Source organism: Ruegeria sp. Alg231-54, from assembly GCF_900143525.1.
GTDB lineage: Bacteria > Pseudomonadota > Alphaproteobacteria > Rhodobacterales > Rhodobacteraceae > Ruegeria.
The window spans coordinates 419314-436262 of record NZ_FREZ01000003.1 but is presented as its reverse complement, the minus strand read 5'-3'; the positions used below and the strand labels follow the sequence as shown (position 1 = coordinate 436262).

17 protein-coding genes are annotated in these 16949 nt (G+C 56.8%); 3 read left to right on the top strand and 14 right to left on the bottom strand.

Going from position 1 to position 16949, the window contains the following annotated elements; all coding sequences use genetic code 11:
• Together DHN12_RS08820 and DHN12_RS24785 are read left to right on the top strand one after the other, a co-directional pair.
• Window positions 1–678: an aspartate/glutamate racemase family protein gene (locus tag DHN12_RS08820; RefSeq protein WP_108859849.1), complete on the top strand. Its 678-nt coding sequence runs from the start codon at window positions 1–3 to the stop codon at window positions 676–678.
• Between the two features lie 129 nt (window positions 679–807).
• Entirely contained in the window at window positions 808–954 is a 147-nt protein-coding gene (locus DHN12_RS24785; protein ID WP_234416588.1) for a hypothetical protein, read from the top strand.
• A gap of 607 nt (window positions 955–1561) precedes the next feature.
• On the opposite strand, the gene DHN12_RS08810 is transcribed toward DHN12_RS24785, so the two are convergent.
• From DHN12_RS08810 to DHN12_RS08780, 7 genes are all read right to left on the bottom strand, one after another.
• Window positions 1562–2362, bottom strand: a complete 801-nt coding sequence (locus DHN12_RS08810) for an IS110 family transposase (RefSeq protein ID WP_306418397.1) — start codon at window positions 2360–2362, stop codon at window positions 1562–1564.
• A 302-nt stretch (window positions 2363–2664) separates the two neighbouring features.
• Window positions 2665–3606: an ABC transporter permease gene (locus tag DHN12_RS08805; RefSeq protein ID WP_108859848.1), complete on the bottom strand. Its 942-nt coding sequence runs from the start codon at window positions 3604–3606 to the stop codon at window positions 2665–2667.
• Window positions 3603–4646 (bottom strand): ABC transporter permease, encoded by a 1044-nt coding sequence (locus DHN12_RS08800; RefSeq protein WP_108859847.1) that lies wholly within the window; start codon window positions 4644–4646, stop codon window positions 3603–3605. The genes DHN12_RS08805 and DHN12_RS08800 overlap by 4 nt, the downstream gene beginning before the upstream one ends.
• Entirely contained in the window at window positions 4636–6156 is a 1521-nt protein-coding gene (locus DHN12_RS08795) for an ABC transporter ATP-binding protein (protein ID WP_108859846.1), read from the bottom strand. The genes DHN12_RS08800 and DHN12_RS08795 overlap by 11 nt, the downstream gene beginning before the upstream one ends.
• Window positions 6153–7559 (bottom strand): amidase, encoded by a 1407-nt coding sequence (locus tag DHN12_RS08790; RefSeq protein ID WP_159090001.1) that lies wholly within the window; start codon window positions 7557–7559, stop codon window positions 6153–6155. The genes DHN12_RS08795 and DHN12_RS08790 overlap by 4 nt, the downstream gene beginning before the upstream one ends.
• Window positions 7528–8511 carry a BMP family protein gene (locus DHN12_RS08785; RefSeq protein ID WP_108859844.1) on the bottom strand — a complete coding sequence of 328 codons (984 nt, stop codon included), beginning with the start codon at window positions 8509–8511 and terminating at the stop codon, window positions 7528–7530. The genes DHN12_RS08790 and DHN12_RS08785 overlap by 32 nt, the downstream gene beginning before the upstream one ends.
• Window positions 8512–8550: 39 nt before the next feature.
• A complete protein-coding gene (locus DHN12_RS08780) occupies window positions 8551–9852 on the bottom strand; it encodes an amidohydrolase family protein (protein ID WP_108859843.1) in 1302 nt (433 codons plus the stop codon).
• Window positions 9853–10298: 446 nt separating this feature from the next.
• On the opposite strand from DHN12_RS08780, the gene DHN12_RS08770 reads away from it, so the two are divergent.
• Window positions 10299–10727, top strand: a complete 429-nt coding sequence (locus DHN12_RS08770; RefSeq protein ID WP_108859841.1) for a MarR family winged helix-turn-helix transcriptional regulator — start codon at window positions 10299–10301, stop codon at window positions 10725–10727.
• Window positions 10728–10883: 156 nt separating this feature from the next.
• Here DHN12_RS08770 and maiA read toward each other — a convergent pair whose 3' ends face one another.
• The 7 genes from maiA to DHN12_RS08735 form a co-directional block, all read right to left on the bottom strand.
• The gene (gene maiA / locus DHN12_RS08765; protein ID WP_108859840.1) at window positions 10884–11516 is read right to left on the bottom strand and encodes a maleylacetoacetate isomerase; all 633 of its coding nucleotides are present in this window, start codon (window positions 11514–11516) and stop codon (window positions 10884–10886) included.
• Window positions 11517–11601: 85 nt separating this feature from the next.
• Window positions 11602–12147 (bottom strand): VOC family protein, encoded by a 546-nt coding sequence (locus DHN12_RS08760; protein ID WP_058274548.1) that lies wholly within the window; start codon window positions 12145–12147, stop codon window positions 11602–11604.
• A gap of 63 nt (window positions 12148–12210) precedes the next feature.
• On the bottom strand, window positions 12211–13527 hold the full coding sequence (locus DHN12_RS08755; RefSeq protein WP_108859839.1) for a TRAP transporter large permease: 1317 nt from the start codon (window positions 13525–13527) through the stop codon (window positions 12211–12213).
• Window positions 13524–14072: a TRAP transporter small permease gene (locus DHN12_RS08750; RefSeq protein WP_082637164.1), complete on the bottom strand. Its 549-nt coding sequence runs from the start codon at window positions 14070–14072 to the stop codon at window positions 13524–13526. The genes DHN12_RS08755 and DHN12_RS08750 overlap by 4 nt, the downstream gene beginning before the upstream one ends.
• Window positions 14073–14075: 3 nt before the next feature.
• Window positions 14076–15110: a TRAP transporter substrate-binding protein gene (locus DHN12_RS08745; protein WP_108859838.1), complete on the bottom strand. Its 1035-nt coding sequence runs from the start codon at window positions 15108–15110 to the stop codon at window positions 14076–14078.
• Between the two features lie 16 nt (window positions 15111–15126).
• The gene (locus DHN12_RS08740; RefSeq protein WP_108859837.1) at window positions 15127–15318 is read right to left on the bottom strand and encodes a DUF2783 domain-containing protein; all 192 of its coding nucleotides are present in this window, start codon (window positions 15316–15318) and stop codon (window positions 15127–15129) included.
• Window positions 15315–16949 (bottom strand): FAD-dependent oxidoreductase, encoded by a 1635-nt coding sequence (locus tag DHN12_RS08735; RefSeq protein WP_108859836.1) that lies wholly within the window; start codon window positions 16947–16949, stop codon window positions 15315–15317. The genes DHN12_RS08740 and DHN12_RS08735 overlap by 4 nt, the downstream gene beginning before the upstream one ends.

Genomic DNA, 16949 nt, shown 5'->3' with positions numbered 1-16949 from the left:
GTGAAACTGCTTGTCGTCAACCCCAATACCACAAGTTCCATGACCCGAAAGATCAAGGCTGCAGCGCGGGCGGTCGCACATGCCGAAACCGAGATTGTGGCCGTCAACTCGCACGATGGCCCGGCTAGTATTCAGGGATACCTCGATGTTTCGACCTGCGTTCCGGGCTTGCTGGAAGTTGTTTCGCAATACCCGGACGCGGACGCGATTGTCGTTGCCTGTTTCGACGACACTGGCGTTGATGCGGTGCGCTGCGTCACATCTGCCCCGGTGATCGGTGTTGGTGAAGCGGCCTATCACGCCGCGTCCATGATTAGCCCAAAATTTAGCGTTATTACGACATTGTCCCGGTCGCTTGCGGGATTGGAAGCGAACCTGTTGCGCTATGGTCTAGACCGCCGATGTGTCCGGGTTCGCGCGTCAGATGTGCCAGTTTTGAAGCTTGAGGAAAACGACCCAAAGACCGTCGACAAAATACGGTCCGAAATTCGTGCCGCGATTAATGAAGATAGGGCTGAAGCTATTGTACTAGGTTGCGCGGGTATGACGGATTTGATGTCGCTGCTTTCAGAGGAGTTCGGTTTGCCCGTGGTCGACGGGGTAGCGTGTGCCGTCGCGTTTTCTGAAGCCTTAGTAAAAGCGAAGCTGACGACATCGAAACTGTGTTCTTATGCCTAAAAAGAGCGTTGGAGATTTCGCTTTTTAGAGGTCTGGAGGGTTCTAATGGAATGGACATCCCCTGATTGCACATCTGGTAGGATTTGGAGATGGAATCCATCGGAACCACTGACCAACGACGGTTTGACAATGGCGACCAACACGCGTGGTGTTCAGGCGAGTGCGCGTGAACATACAGATGCAAGACACCAAAATTGGCGCGCTGTCTGGAGCGCAAAAGGCGGGTTTGGCGATGTTGATATTACGGCTCAAGTTTCCAAGTTTTTACTTGCTTGATAAGCCGACAAGCCACCTCGACATTGAAGGGTAATAAGCTCTTGAGAACGAATTGATTAGGCAAAATGCTTCGTGTCTGCTCGTTAGTCACGACCGCAGCTTTTAGCGCAATGTCGGCAATCGGTTTTGGCTGATCACAGGTAAAGGTCTGGAAGAAATGGACAGCCCTGAGCCGTTTCTGGTGTGTAAGATGTGCTTTTAGTATGCCGTCGGGTCTAGAATATTTATGTGGGGCTAATGGTCTCGAAACAGGCTTTTGTGTGCTTGCAGCTTACCCTCCATTCGCTGCGCAACGGAGCCATCTGTAATCCACAAAGCCAATGCCCGGTCTGCGCGGGTTGCGACGCAGCACCGCGATCCGCCGACGAAAGTCTTGTGTAGATGGCTCCTGCATTGCCAGAGATTTCTGTGATTGCGATGGTCCTTCAGTTCAGTCCTGTGTCCGGCCTGTTTGCTTGGCAGTTGCCACTGGCCCTGATGAGTTCCGCGAGCAAGGTTCCTATCGGCTAAACGACCTCAGGGGCCACGACATTCGCCGGGCTTTCGTTACTCTTGGTTGACTTCGTTTCGCATCATCACATCAAGCGTCTTGCATCTCGTGGCAGGATCAAGCGATCGGCTGCCGGTATTCTTCCTGTTTCGTTAGTGGCGCCCAGATGATCCGGGCGGATTTGTTCGCCATGGCGACCGTTGCCAGCCTGAAGGGTTTCTCGTCGAACAGCTTGGCGGTCCAAATATCCGCTTTCTCAGGTTTGTTCTTCGCCATAAATGCACGCGACGTCATTCCGATGATCAACAGTTTTCGGATGTAACGGTCACCCTTCTTTGTGATCCGCCCGAGGCGCTCTCGACCGCCACTGGATTTGTTCAGCGGTGTCAGCCCCAGCCAAGCCGCCAAATTTAGTCCGGTCTCGAACTGTTTTGCATCGTCAATGGTGGCGACAACGGCCGAAGCGGTGATCGGTCCGATCCCCGGCATTCTCATCAGACGTCGTGCATCGGGATCATACCATGCGTGTTGTTCGATCAGTTTGGTAAGCCCATCAACCTGCGCATTGAGTCCGTTCAGTTGATGACACATCACGCCAAGAATTTCGTCCGCGATCTCGGGCATTTCCAACTGCGCTTCGGTGCCGTGTTCCCGAGCGAATTTAGAAACAGCCTCGATACCGGTTGGCAGAATATGTTGAAATTCCCGGAGGATGCTGCGGATCATATTGACGACCTGGGTGCGCTGCCTAACGACCAGATCCCGGGCGCGGTGTATTGCAAGAACGGCCTGCTGGTCTTCGGACTTGATCTCGAAAAAGCGCATGGTTGGTCGACGCACTGCTTCACAAATCGCCTCGGCATCCGCTGCGTCTGTCTTGCCGCGCTTCAAATAGGGTTTGACATAGGCTGCTGGCATGAGCCGAACGTCATGGCCAAACTTGCTCAGCTAGCCCCCCAGTGATGGGATGAACCGCAAGCCTCTGTCCCAACCACACAGCGCGGCAATGTCTCGAAAAAGGAGATCAGCTTCGCGCGTTTGATCTTCCTGTTGATGATCCGACGCCCCATGGCCGAAACACAGTGCACTTGAAAACGTCCTTGGCCAAATCCAGGCCCACAGTCTTTACCGTCATTGGGTGGCTTCTTTCCTGGCAGTTAGTGACAACTGTACTTTCGCACGTTCGATACAGGTGGTGCAGGAACCATCCACCTCATCCGCTAACGTTCACCGCGTCGATAGGGTACCATCAACGCCGCGGGTATTTCGGCTCTGCGGGCGACAAGGACGAGCGCGACGATAGAAAGTACGTAAGGCGCCATCAGGAAGAGCTGGTAGGGTACGCCTTCAATCGCAGTCTGCAGCCGCAGTTGGTATGCATCAAAGAATGCGAATAATACGGCGCCAACCAGCGCCTTGCCGGGCCGCCAGCTGGCGAAGACGACCAGCGCAATGCAAATCCAGCCACGCCCCTGAACCATACCCGGGAAAAAGCTGTTAAACGCAGTTGTCGTCAGGAAAGCCCCGCCCACCGCCATCAAAGCCGATCCGACAACAACTGCGCCGATGCGGATGCGGATGGGGTTCAGCCCCTGTGCCTCAACCGCATGCGGGCTTTCACCGGTCATCCGAATGGCTAGCCCTAACGGTGTACGGGCAAGAACATAAGCCATCGCAGCCACAGCAAAGAGCGCCAGGTAAGTCGGAAGGGCTTGGGAAAACAGTATCGGACCGAGAACAGGTATATCGGAAAGCCCCGGAACATTGAGCGGCTGGAAAGGCTCTATCGTTGGGGGCAAGTCACCCACTTCGACAAGTAGCCTGTAGAGGTAGTAGGCCAAAGCAGATGCAAACAGCGTAATACCAAGCCCCGATACATGTTGCGAAAGCCCAAGCGGAACCGTCAGCATGGCATGCAGCAAGCCCATCACGGCGCCGCAAAGGGCCGCAATCATCAGGCCCACCAGCAAAGGTGCGCCCATATAGACGGCAAGCCATCCGCTCATCGCGCCCATGGTCATGATCCCCTCGATTCCCAGATTGAGCACGCCCGAACGTTCGCAGAGCAATGCGCCAAGGACGCCGAATATGAGTGGCGTGGCAATACGCAACACGGAAGCCCACAGGCTGGTATTCAGCAGCAGATCAATTGCATCACTCATCGGCGCACCCGGTAGGTTGTGAAAAGAAGGGCCACGATCATGGTAAGCAAACAGAGCGCTACAATCACATCGGCGATGAAACTGGGAACACCGGTCGCGCGGCTCATGGCGTCGGCCCCGACGAAGACTGTAGCAACGAAAACAGCGGCAGCAACGACGCCGGCCGGATGCAAGGCGGCGAGCATGGCGACAACGATGCCTGCATAGCCAAAACCGGGGCTCATGGTGGTGGTGACCCCTGCTGTAACACCCATGACTTCGACAGACCCGGCGAGCCCCGCCAGGGCGCCCGAAAGCAGAGCTACGCCCATGATCGTTCGGGGTAGGGATATTCCGGCAAAGGCAGCGGCACTGGCGTTCAAACCTGCGGCGCGCGTTTCAGCGCCAAAAACGGTGCGCGCCAGGATCAGCCAAACGGCGCCTGCTGCTGCGATGGCAAAAAGCAGCCCGATATGCAGACGCGTGCGCGGGATCAGATCCGGGAGACGAAAATCTCCGTCTACGGGCACTGAAGAGGGCCACCCAAAGGCCAACGGATCGCGCATCGGGCCTTCAATCATGAGGCCCACAAAAAGGATTACGATGAAGTTGAGCAGAAGGGTCGTCACCACCTCATCCACCCCGAAACGCAGGCGCAAATAGGCAGGTCCCGCCAAAAGAGCCGCGCCCGCAGTCATGCCTGCTAGCATCAAAAGTGGAATACCAATCCATCCCGGAACCCCGAGCGAATGCCCGATCCAAGCGGTGACCAGCGCACCAACAAAGAACTGTCCCTCACCTCCGATGTTCCAAAGCCGTGCACGGAATGCGACGGCCGCGGCAAGTCCAGTGAAAATGAGCGGCGTGGCGCGGGTCAGCATCTCGGTGATCGAAAGGCGTGAGCCAAGCGCACCGGCCAGCATTTCGCCATACGCCGTGAGCGGGTTTACCCCCGCAGCTGCGATGAGACCCGCAGCGAGAAGTAACGCAGTAAAGATCGCGGCCAGCGGCGCAATGACCACAAGGTGCAGCGGCACATGTGTGCGTCGTTCAAGCCGCATTATCATTTTCCTTCCAAACACCCGCCATCATCAGGCCAAGACGTTGCGGGTCAGCCTCGTTGGCGGATATGGGCTCCGACAAGCGCCCTTTAACGATGGCCTGTATACGGTCTGACAGGGCCACGGCTTCTTCCAGTTCTTCAGAGATGAGCAAAATTGCTGCGCCTTCGGCCCGTGCAGCCAAAAGCTCGGCATGAACGGCGGCAATTGCCCCTTCATCGAGGCCTCGCGTCGGCTGGTTGGCGAGCACAAAACGCGGTCCGTTTGTCAGGACCCGACCGAGGATAAGCTTTTGCATATTGCCGCCAGACAACAGCCTTGTTCGCGTGTCGGGACTGGCACCACGGATATCAAAACGTTCTATCAGCCCTGAGGTGTAATCGCGAGCGGCGCCTTGCCGGACAAAGCCGCGGCGCGAAAACTCTGGTGTGCGCAGCCGTTCGAGCACTGCATTTTCCCACAGGCTCAACTCGCCTACTACGCCTTCCGCGTGTCGGTCTTCTGGTACTCTACCAGCCCCCGCACGGATCATGCCGCGCGGCCCCAGATGGCCGATATCTTCGTCCAGAAGTGTCAGCTGCCCCGCGCTTGGGTGAACCAACCCAGAAAGCAACCCGCCGAGCGAAGCCTGACCATTGCCTGAAACGCCAACGATACCAAGGATTTCACCAGTATGGACGGTGAATGACACGTCATCCAGACGCAACTCACCGTCCTCTTCCACGCGCACATTGTTTGCAATCAGAACTGGCGCGCCAATCTTATGGTCATGGCGTACGGGCCGTTCCACTTTGCGGCCAACCATCAGTTCCGCCAGCTCTCCTGGGTTGGTTTCAGAGGTTTTGCGTTCTGCAACCATCTTGCCGCCGCGTAGCACTGCCACACGGTCAGAGGCAGCCATGACCTCATGCAGTTTGTGGCTGATGAAGATAAGCGAAAGACCCTCTTTCGTCATGTCGCGCAGGGTCTCGAACAGGCGCATCGCCTCGGGCCGGGCCAGAACGGCGGTAGGTTCATCCAGTATCAATATACGCGCGTCGCGGTAGAGCGCTTTAAGAATTTCAACACGCTGGCGTTCTCCCACGGAAAGCGACCTAACTTTGGCCTCGGGGTTCACGGGCAGGCCAAACCGCTCTGCGATCTGCAACAGCTTTTCGCGCGCCTCACCACGAGCGGAACGCGCGCGCGTCAAGGGTTCGGAGCCAAGCATGACGTTTTCAAGAACGGTGAGGTTGCCCGCAAGCGTGAAGTGCTGGTGAACCATTCCCACACCCACCTCGATCGCTGCGCGCGGAAGGCCCGGAGGCAGCTCTTCGCCGAACACCCTGACAGTACCTGCGTCGGCTGCGTAGTGGCCAAACAGGATATTCATCAGCGTCGTCTTGCCAGCGCCGTTTTCACCCAGAAGCGCAAGGATTTCCCCCTCCGCCAGTGTCAGGGTCACATCATCATTTGCGGTAAGCGTTCCAAAACGCTTAGTGATGCCGTGAAGCTCAAGAACCTTGGTCATGCGGGTAGGCCTGCGATTGGGGACGGAAAGGAAAGTGCGGGCGCGCGGGTCTCGATAAGTGCACCGAGTTTTAGCAGTGCGAAATCGGCGCCGGCGGGACCAATCAGTTGCACACCGAGAGGAAGGTCATTTGCCATGCCAAAAGGCAGCGCCAGGGCTGGCAAGCCCGCAACATTGGCAAGTGCTGCGTTTGGGGCAAAAGCTTCCAGCCGCGCCATGTGTTCATCGGGGGAAGTGCCAGACAGATCCAAAGTGCCGACTACGGGTGGTGCAGAGGAGAGGACCGGCATCAGGATGGCATCGGCGGATTTAAAAAGCTTGCGGGAGCGATTTGTCAGGCGTGCCAGCTGTCGCGAGGCCGCAAAAAGCGCGGTAGCAGGTGTCGCACGACCCTCAGTAGCCATGGCGGCTGCGAGCGGTGGAACCTGGTCGTCAGAGATCTTGAGTGCGGTCAGCCACTCAGCCAACGAAACAGCCAGTATGGTTCGGGCGATTTCATGAGCCTCAGCCCCAATCCGGTCGGGGGCACGAACATCATGCACTTCACAGCCTGCGTCGCGCAGCGCGTCGGCAGCACCTTCCGCAGCTTTGCGCTGATCAGGTCCACAACGTTCCGGCAATGCCACCGCGACACGGGGACGTTTTGGGAAATGCACCGGGGCCATAGGTTGGACAACAGCATGAAGGGCGGTCTCCACGTCGCGAACCGAGCGCGCCAAGACCAGCTCAGATGCTATGCCCATCAGGTGATTGGCAAAATCAGGGCCTCCGGGCACCGCACCACGAGACGGCTTGAGCCCGGTCAAACCGCAACACGCAGCAGGTACTCTGATGGATCCGGCTGCATCCGTGGCATGAGCAATTGCTACGATACCGGCTGCAACCGCAGCCGCAGCGCCGCCAGATGAACCACCAGGTGTCAACGTGGGATTCCATGGATTTCGGGTCGCAGCCATGCCATCTGGTTCGCATGACAGGGAAAGGCCGAATGCGGGTGTTGTAGTCAAGCCAAATGGGATCAAGCCAGTTTGGCGCAAATCTTGCAACAGGCGGCTGTCACTTTCGGGTTTACGCGCTTTTGCGCGGATTGCTGCGGATCCGGCCGCAGCGGGTAGCCCTTTTGCGAAACCACCAAGGTCTTTCACCAAAAACGGAACCCCATGAAACGGGCCGCGCCGGTCAGATGGCAATGCGTCTGCTGCACTTGCCCCGGCGCGCGCCATGTCTTCGTCCAGAAATGCCACGGCCCCCAAATCCGCCTGCCCATGGCAGGCAGAAAGACTTACCTCCATCACGTCGACGGCAGTGATCTGCCTTGCCGTAATGGCGGCCGCAAGAGCCGTGGCATCGGTCACGTCAAAGCCCGCGGGATCAGGAGGGCTCGCTTTCGTCGATCGGAACATCCCATTCGCCGGATTGGATCGCTGCCTGTTTAGCCTCCATCGCCGGGATGGCGTCAGCAGGCACTTCATCGGCGACATAGATCAGTTCATTGCCGCCATGGGCCATGAAGGAATATTCCGTGTAGTTGCGCCCCGTTGGATTACCGGCTTGAACGTCCGCTACGATGGCCTCGATAGTAGGACCGTAATTCCAGATCGCGTTGGCAAAGACTGTGCCCGGATAGCGAGGCGTATAGTCGATAAGCGAACCGATGGCCTTTACGTCCCGCGCTTGGGCGGCATCCGCAGTGCCTATGCGCTCACCAAACAGGACATCCGCGCCCGCATCGATCTGGGCAATCGCAGCTTCCTGCGCGCGGGCTGGATCAAACCATGCACCAATAAAGCCGTTGAGGAAGGTGGCCTCCGGGTTCACCTCGGTTACGCCCATACGGAAGGCATTGATCAACAGGTTCACCTCGGGGATGGGATAACCGCCGACCGAGCCGAAGACGTTGCTTTCTGACATTTGGCCCGCAAGCATTCCGGCCAGATAAGCCGCTTCGTGGTTGCGGGTGCCGAAGACCCCGAAATTGTCCCCTTCCGGCCCACCGGAAGAGCCCATGAGGAAAGCGGTATCCGGGTAATCGCCCGCCACTTCGCGTGCTTCGCGTTCCACGGCGTAGGACTCGCCCCAAATGATTTGCGCACCACCTTCGGCATACTCGCGCATCGCGCGGGGATAGTCAGTCGGAGCCACACCTTCCGAGAATTCATACTCGATCAGACCAGCATCGGCGGCCTCCTGCATCGCTACGTGGATTCGACTGTTCCACGCGTTTTCGACCGGAGACATATGCACGCCAGCGACTCGGGTCGCAGATTGTGCGTTCACGCGACGGACATAAGCCGGCAGGGCCAACGTGGCCGCAGCGCCGACCATCAGTTGACGGCGGGTTGTGGTGAGTTTCATTGGTAGATCCTCTTCTGTTGGTGGCAATTGTTCTTGTTCTTAAGCTTCCTGAGTATTGGGCCTGGGCGCGTAATCTGCGGGATCCAGGGTCGTGGGGCGGCCGGGCAACGAAAGCGCGGCCATTCGGGGTTCTGTACGGGCCAATACCTTGCCGTTTTTGATTACGGCAAGGCGGGTGGGTTTCATGCGAACAGCTTCAATCGGATCACGCGCCTGCAGCACAACCATACTGGCAGGGCCGCCCTCGCGGATTGTCGGGTCGGGCAAGCCCATGGCTTTGGCACCATTCTGGGTGACGGAAGTAAACGCCCATTCCATCGCTTCTCGGGATGTCATCGGTACCGCGTGCACACCCATATGAGCCACTTCCAGCATGTCAGCGGACCCGAGCGAATACCACGGGTCCATTGTGCAATCCTGCCCGAAGGCAACGTTTACACCGGCCGCGCGCAGCTCTGGCACGCGGGTCAGACCTCGGCGGCGCGGATAGGTGTCCGAACGCCCTTGCAGCGTGATATTAATCAGAGGGTTGGGTACCGCGTTCATACCGCTTTCTGCGATGAGCGGGATCAGCTTCGATGCATAGTAGTTGTCATAAGAATGCATCGCAGTGACGTGGCTTGCAGTTACACGGCCCCCAAGCCCAAGGCGCGTAGTCTCAAAGGCCAACGTTTCTACGTGGCGTGACATCGGATCGTCGCTTTCGTCGCAATGCAGGTCCAGCATCAGGCCCCGGTCCGCCGCTATCTCGGCCAGTCTCGTGACCGATCGAGCCCCTTCCGACATCGTGCGTTCAAAATGCGGGATCCCGCCCACGACATCGACACCCATATCGAGCGCCTGGATCAGGTTTCTCTCTGCGTTTTCTGATCGGTAAAGGCCATCTTGCGGGAATGCCACCAGTTGCAGGTCGATATAGGGGGCAACCTGTTTACGTACCTCCAAGAGCGCTTCAACGCCCACCAACGGGGCGGATGAAACATCCACATGCGAACGGATAGCCAGCAGCCCCTGCGACACAGCAAGGTCGCAATAGCGCATGGCCCGCTCAATCACCGCTTCTGGTGTCAGCAGGGGCTTCAATTCCCCCCAAAGCGCGATACCCTCCAAAAGCGTGCCCGAGACATTCATGCGCGGCAACCCTAGGCTCAGGGTCGCATCCATATGGAAGTGCGGGTCCGTAAAAGGAGGGGAAACCAAACGCCCAGCCGCCTGTATCTCCTCATGCGCCTCAGCCTTGATATCAGGCGCAATTTCCGCAACGCGGTCTGCCTTGATCGCGATATCTACCGGCCCGCTGCCATCTGGCAGGCTGGCCTGTCTGATGATTAAATCGAGCATCCAATTCCCCCAAATTTGACCGCATGGTAAAAAGTATTCTGCAAGAATGCTAATAGTTTTTGTTGCACTTCCGGGTCCAGTGTTTCCGCTAGTCTCGGTGTGTGCCTATATCCAAGGCTTGTGTTGACCTTTCTTGGCAGCTGAAGCTGACACAACGATCAACTTTCGCTTTTGGGATTTTGCGTTGCAGAACTGCTAAATTTTGCAAAGGTCGGTTCACGCTGGGAATCTGTCCGTTTCAGCAGATTGCCGATCTGGAACCTTGATCCAGCGGATCCGCAGTTTTCTGGCAAGCAGAAAAAATCTTCGCAACGGAATCAAAACACTGGGAACCGGGATTTCGTCAACTTCGGCTTTTAGTGTGCAAAACAACCTGCATAAGGATGGCGAAGATCAGTGCAGGCAAATGTCGTTGCATATGAAACAAAGCGGGATTATAGTTTCGTATGCAACTAGATTCCTTCTTTCCCTATCGCCTCGCCGTGGCATCCGAAGCGTTCTCACGAAACCTCACGGAAGTATACCAGCGCGAATTCGGGCTATCACGGGAGGAATGGCGCCTGCTTTTTCTACTTGCCAATGCCAAAAGCCTGACCTCTCTGGAACTCTCGCAACGCACCACTCTGGATAAGGTTCAAGTCAGCCGAGCCGCGCAGAGGCTTGACGATAAAGGTTTGATAACCAGAGCAATTTCCGAAGAAGATCGCCGGATAAGGGTTTATCATTGTACGCCGGAAGGCCATCGGTGTTTCGAACAGTTGCTGCCACAAGTCGATGCTTGCGCGCAAGGGATGCTGAATTCCATGTCGGCCGAGGACCGTGCAGCACTGGACCGAGGCGTGACTGCGCTGCTTAAGGCCGCGTCGGTGACATAGGTACATAAGCCAATCTGGGCAACTCAAGCCATCTGGAGCGCTGGCTGTCGACCGGCGTAGAAATCCGTGTAGTCGGTGACGCGGAAGAGCATTGCCTTCTTGGTTGGGCTAAGGCCGTCGACCTACAATAGAATGAGGTCTGCCAGTGTATTTCTCTCAGGAGGCGTCGGCCTGATTTTCAGGTCGGGCGGCGTCGAAAGCGGGCAGGGTGAATGCGCGTTCTTCGATCTCAAGCAGACGGTCGAATGGAGCCATATCGACGCCCCAGCGATGTGCATTGTAAAGCTGTGCGACAAGGCAGATATCGGCAAGGTCCGGCTTGTCACCAAAACTGAAGGTGGTGTTAGCTGGCAAAAGCGCTTGGTAGGCATGGAAACCTTCGGTCATCCAATGCCGGAACCACTCGATCCCATCCTCGGCCGCAAGCCCGTACCGGGTCTTCAGATGCACAGTTACCTTAAGGTTGTTAACCGGATGAATGTCCATCGCGATGGTATGGGCCGCAGCCTGTACCCGCGCACGCTCGAACGGGTCCTCCGGCAGGAACGGAGGTTCGGGTATGGCAGCGTCGAGATAATTGATGATCGCAAGCGATTGGGTGAGTACACGACCGTCCTCAAGGATCAGCGTAGGGACGCCCTTGCCGGGGTTCAGCGCGACATAGTCCGGCGCGCGTTGCTCTCCGGCAACAAGGTTGACCGGAACTGTTTCATAGGAAACACCCTTGAGATTTAGTGCGATCCGGACCCGAAAAGAGGTCGTCGAGCGCCAATAGCCGTATAGTTTCATGACTTCCTTGTTTTGTGGTAAACCGTCTCGGATTTTGCCAAAGATAAGTTCCCGCGCTGGAAACCGATCCGGCACGGGACGCCCGTCAGGCAGACTTGTTGAGTTCTTTGGCATGCAGCCAATCGGCATGTTTCGGAGCTTTCTTGGTCTTCGACCACTCGTCCAACATAAGCCATTTCACTTCGTCCATGCGCTCCAGCAGCGCTTCTTCTTCCGGGTCCGGGCAGGCCAGTTCGATACGATGGCCGGAAGGATCAAAGAAGTAGATAGAGTGGAAAATCGAATGGTCGGTCACGCCGAGTACTTCGACGCCATTAGCTTCCAGATGGTCCTTGAACTGAAGCAGCGTTTCACGATCCTTCACCTTGAAGGCGATGTGCTGCACCCAGATCGGGGTATTGGGATCCCGGCCCATTTCCGGCTTCGTGGGCAGCTCGAAGAAAGCCAGAACATTCCCATTCCCGGCATCCAAAAACAGATGCATGTAGGGGTCCGGCTCATGCGTAGATGGGACATGATCCTCGGCGATGGCCAGGATAAAGTCCATGTTCAGCATTTTCCCATACCATTCGACCGTCTCTTTTGCGTCTTTGCAGCGGTAAGCGACGTGATGGATCTTCTCGATTTTCATCGATTTCTCCTTTCCGAGGGTGCAGTTTTCAAGACCAAGGCAACGTACGGTCGCCTCAGGCGTTCACATCAACCCCACCAGCCAGAGTGACAGTGAGGGTACAAGGATGAGCAGGGTCAGCCGCAGGATGTCCGCGATCCAGAATGGCAGCACGCCGCGAAAGATCGTTCCGAGTGAGACATCTTGCAACACGCCCTTCAGCACGAAGACATTCATTCCGACCGGGGGCGTGATCAGGCTGATTTCAGTGGCCACAACAACCACAATGGCGAACCAGATCAGGGCGTTTTCGGGATCGAGCAGGAGTTCATTGGCAAACTCAAGCTCAAACATCAGTGGGTAAAAGACCGGCACTGTTAGCAAGATCATCGACAGGCTTTCAAGCACACAACCAAGAACCATGTAGGTCAGCATTATGAACAAGATGACCGCCCAGACCGGCAATTCATTGTCGACAACAAAGCCTGATAGGGCATCCGGCAGTCCGGCGTAGTTTATGAAATTGGTGAACAGCTCGGCACCTATAATCACTGCAAAGATCATGGCAGTAGCCCGGATCGAATCCAGCGTAGTTGCGAAAAAGCTGCGCCAGGTCATCGTTCTTAGGGCAATGGCGATCAGGATCGAAGCACCTGCACCCATTCCGGCCGCCTCAGTCGGTGTGAAGAACCCACCATAGATGCCAACCATGATGAAGAGAAAAAGGCCCAGCACACAGATCACGCCTATGACGTCAGCCCGACTCATGGGTTCGGTGTTTTCCTCCTCCGGAGCCAGAGAAGGGTTCAACCGTACCGCAACCATGACCGCGCCAAGATAAAACAGCACACCAATGATACCTGGCACAATTCCCGCGATAAAAAGCTTGGCAATATTGGTTTCGGTCAACAGGCCGTAGATGATCAGGATCACCGACGGCGGGATCAAAATGCCTAGTGTCCCTCCCGCGGCGATAGAGCCTGTCGCCAGCCGGTCATCATAGCCAAAACGACGCATTGAAGGCATGGCAACTTTTGACATCGTGGCAGCAGTGGCCAGGGATGAGCCACACACCGCGGAGAACCCGCCGCAAGAAAAGACCGAAGCCATGGCAAGTCCACCGCGCAGCCTGCCAAAAAGCCGATCGGCACCGGCAAACAGCCCGTGTGCCACGCCTGAGCCGGCCAACACGTTGCCCATGAAGATAAACAGAGGGATGACCGAAAGGGAGTAAGACAAAGAAGTGTCAAAGGCCACTTGCCCTGTCATAGCCCAGGCAGGCTCCCAACCACGCATATAGGCAAACCCAAAGCCGCCTACAGCCGCCATTGCGAACGCGATGGGCACGCGCAGTAGAATAAGTCCCAGAAGGATCGCAAAGCCGATCAGAGATTCAATCATGGGGCGCCCTCTAGGTGATCTTGATCGGTGTCGTGTTCGATGGGAGGTTGTAATCCGCGCAGGAATGCGATGAACGCCGAAACCATGCAGGAGACCCCAGCCAGATAGCCGAATGGTGCCAGTGGAATCTCAAGCGCGTTGGTCACCGCGCCGTCATGTGCGGCCTTGGCCGCATGGGTGAAAAGCCGCCAAGAAAAGGTGGCTAACAGGGCTGCAGAGAACAGGCCAGCAAACGCAGACAAAAGACGTTGCGTCTTGCGTCCAAGCGCCAGATTCAGCAGGTCGACCTCGACATGTTCGCGGCGCTCTGTCGTCAGTGGTAAGGCAAGGAAAACGAGCGCTGCCAGCAGTATTTCAGTGAGTTCGAAGGCGCCGGAAAGCGGTGCGTTGAACAGGTAGCGCCCAACTACATCCACACAGGTGATGAGGACGAGGCTGAACAGGATCAGTGCGGCCCCGACACCCAGAGATCTGTCGAGCAGCAGCCCGATGTCCAGCCCCTCATCAGGGGGCTGGTCGGGGAAACGATGGCGAAGCCGCTCCATGGATCAGAAGTCCACGCCAGCTTGTTTGCGCATTTCTTCCAGAGCAGCAGTGCCGTCATAGCCGTCCGCCGAGATGGCTTCGGACCACGCTGTTTCGGCATCTGCGGCTTGGGACTTGATCGCATCAACGACTTCGGCTGGCGCTTCGTAGATTTCGATCCCGGCCTTTTCGGCCGCGGCACTGCCTTTCTTGTCTGCACCGACCCAAGCTTCGCCAACCAGTGCTGCAAAAGCTTCACCGGAAATCGCCTCGATGGCTGCCTGATCCTCTTCAGAGATCTCGTTCCATTTGTCTTCGTTCATGACCATGAACCAAGTGGTGTTGTAGATGCCGCCAGGGACTTGCATCGTGTACTTGACGTCTTCGGTCAGCTTGAACGCAGCCAGAGCATCGTAGGGGAACGTCACGCCATCGATTACTCCGCGCGAGAGCTTTTCATACACCTCACCCGAAGACATGAAGAGCGTTGTGGAGCCGAGACCAGACATCAGGTCCGAGATGTAGCCACCAGGAACGCGGATCTTGAGACCCGAGAAATCGTCTGTCTTTTCGATCTTGCGGACATTGTTGTGCAACATGCCGGGGCCATGCACGAAGAGCCCCAGAAGTTTGGTGCCCTCATGTTCTTTCTGCGCCTCCAGCGGGCCGGAATAGACATTCCAGAATGCTTTGGAACCAGCAACGGCATCGTCACCAATGAACGAGAACTGACCGATCCGAGAGCGGGTGAAACGGTCATCTGTGGTAAAGGAATGCAAGCCATAGGTGATGTCAGCGATACCTTCGGCAGCCATGTCGTAATGTGCAGGGGGCGGGCCCATGGGCTTTGCAAGCACACGTACGGTCACACGGCCATCGGTGACTTCCTCCACTTGCTTGGCCCAGGGTTTGATTGCCTCAACAACGATCGGATGGCGCGGCGGCAGCCAGCTCGAAAGCGCCAGTTTGGTTTCTGCCACGGTAGTCGTTGCGATAGACATTGCAGCGGTTGCAATGCCGGCGAGCAGCAGGGTGTTGCCCTTCAGTTTGATATTCATGGTATCCTCCCTTGGATTACGTGATGTTGGCGGCATTGAGCGCCTGGCTCAGGACGTTCCGGTCGCCGATGTGGTTGGCCAGAATCAGAATTAACCTTGCGTTGATTGTATCGCTCTCGGCCTTGGTTTTGCCCTCATGCGTTGCCAGCAGGTCGGCGTAGAAATCGTCGGTTCCGTCGATATTCGGTGTCAGGGTCAGATCGCTCATTGGCTTACTTCTTTACCGGCCGCACGGCGCAAGGCGGTGCGCATCAGGGTTTCGTTGTATTCCGCTCGGCGGGCAGCGACATGCTGATCTGGGCGGATCAGGTAGACCGCCGAACTGGCTTCGCCGAGATAGCGTTTCCTGAGTTGACCGGTCGGGTCGTCGCGGGTTGAAAGAGCCAGGCGGCGTGCCGTAATCCCGTCCTCTTCCAGAATTTCAGGTGCTTCTGCATCGATTGTCAAAAGGATGAACTCATCACCCAGCTTCGACAACAGGTATTCATCGCCCAACGGGGCATCAGGGCAGGGGGCGCCGGGCTGCGTCCGTTCGGGACCGCCTGCCAGTGCGTCAGCGGAATTGAGTCCCGATCCACTGTACACGCATGGAACCGAGAGCCGACCCGAGTTGACCATCGGTCGTGCGAATTCATACGTTCCGCTCAGGCTGAGCACGGCATCGCGGAAGATCCGGCTTGTTTCTGATTTCGGTGTGATGAAATCGGTGGACCGTGTAGAGTTCAGAATATTCTCGTCCGCGCCGTGAACCCGTTCGGCATTGTAGGTGTCAAGCAGGCTCTCCGGCGCTTTGCCTTGAATAACCAACCCTAGTTTCCAACCAAGATTGTCCACGTCCTGCATGCCGGAATTGGCACCACGCGCACCAAAGGGCGAGACTTGGTGCGCCGCATCACCAGCAAAAAACACCCGCCCCGAGCGGAAACTGTCCATCCGCTTGCACTGGAAGGTGTAGATAGAGGACCAGACCATTTCATAATCCACATCCCCCAGCATCGCATCCAATCGGCGACGGATATTCTCTTCTTTAAGTTCTTCTTTGCGGTCAACATCCCAGCCGATCTGGAAGTCGATCCGCCAGACATCATCAGGTTGCTTGTGCAACAACGCTGAGGCGCCAGAGCCGTGGGTCGGTTCAAACCAGAACCAGCGCTCAGTAGGGAAGTTCAGATCGCCTTTCAGTTTGACATCGGCAATCAGGAAGCTGTCCTGAAAGACGCGACCGCTGAAATCGAGACCAAGCATCCCGCGCAGTGGTGAGTTGGCGCCGTCGCAACCGATAAGCCAGTCCGCTTCAAGGGTGTATGGCCCATCCGGTGTCATCACCGTCAGGGTGACGTGATCGTCGTGTACTTCAACGCTGTCCACACGGTTCTTGCCACGCAACTGGATCGGGGCACCCTTGTCCTGCAGCTCGCGCAGGCGATCGATCATGTATTGCTCGAAATATGGCTGTTGTAGATTGATGAAGGCGGGGTATTTATGCCCGTCTTCCGGCAACAGGTTAAATTCGAATACCTTGTCATCGCGATGGAATACCTTACCGAGATTCCAGACAACGCCTTTTTTGAGCATCGGTTCGCCGCAGCCATAGCGGTCGGCCACTTCCAGGCAGCGCTTTGCGAAACAAATCGCCCGACTGCCCATGCCGATGCCCTCATGATCATCAAGCACAACCACCGGAATACCCTGGCGGCCGAGGTCCAGGGCTGTGGCGACTCCGATCGGCCCGCCGCCCATGACCACAACCGGGTGACGCACCGGCGCGTCAATATCCTGATCGGGCGATTTCTCGTATGGATAGCTCTTGTAGGCGAGCGTGTAACGGTCATCAAACAT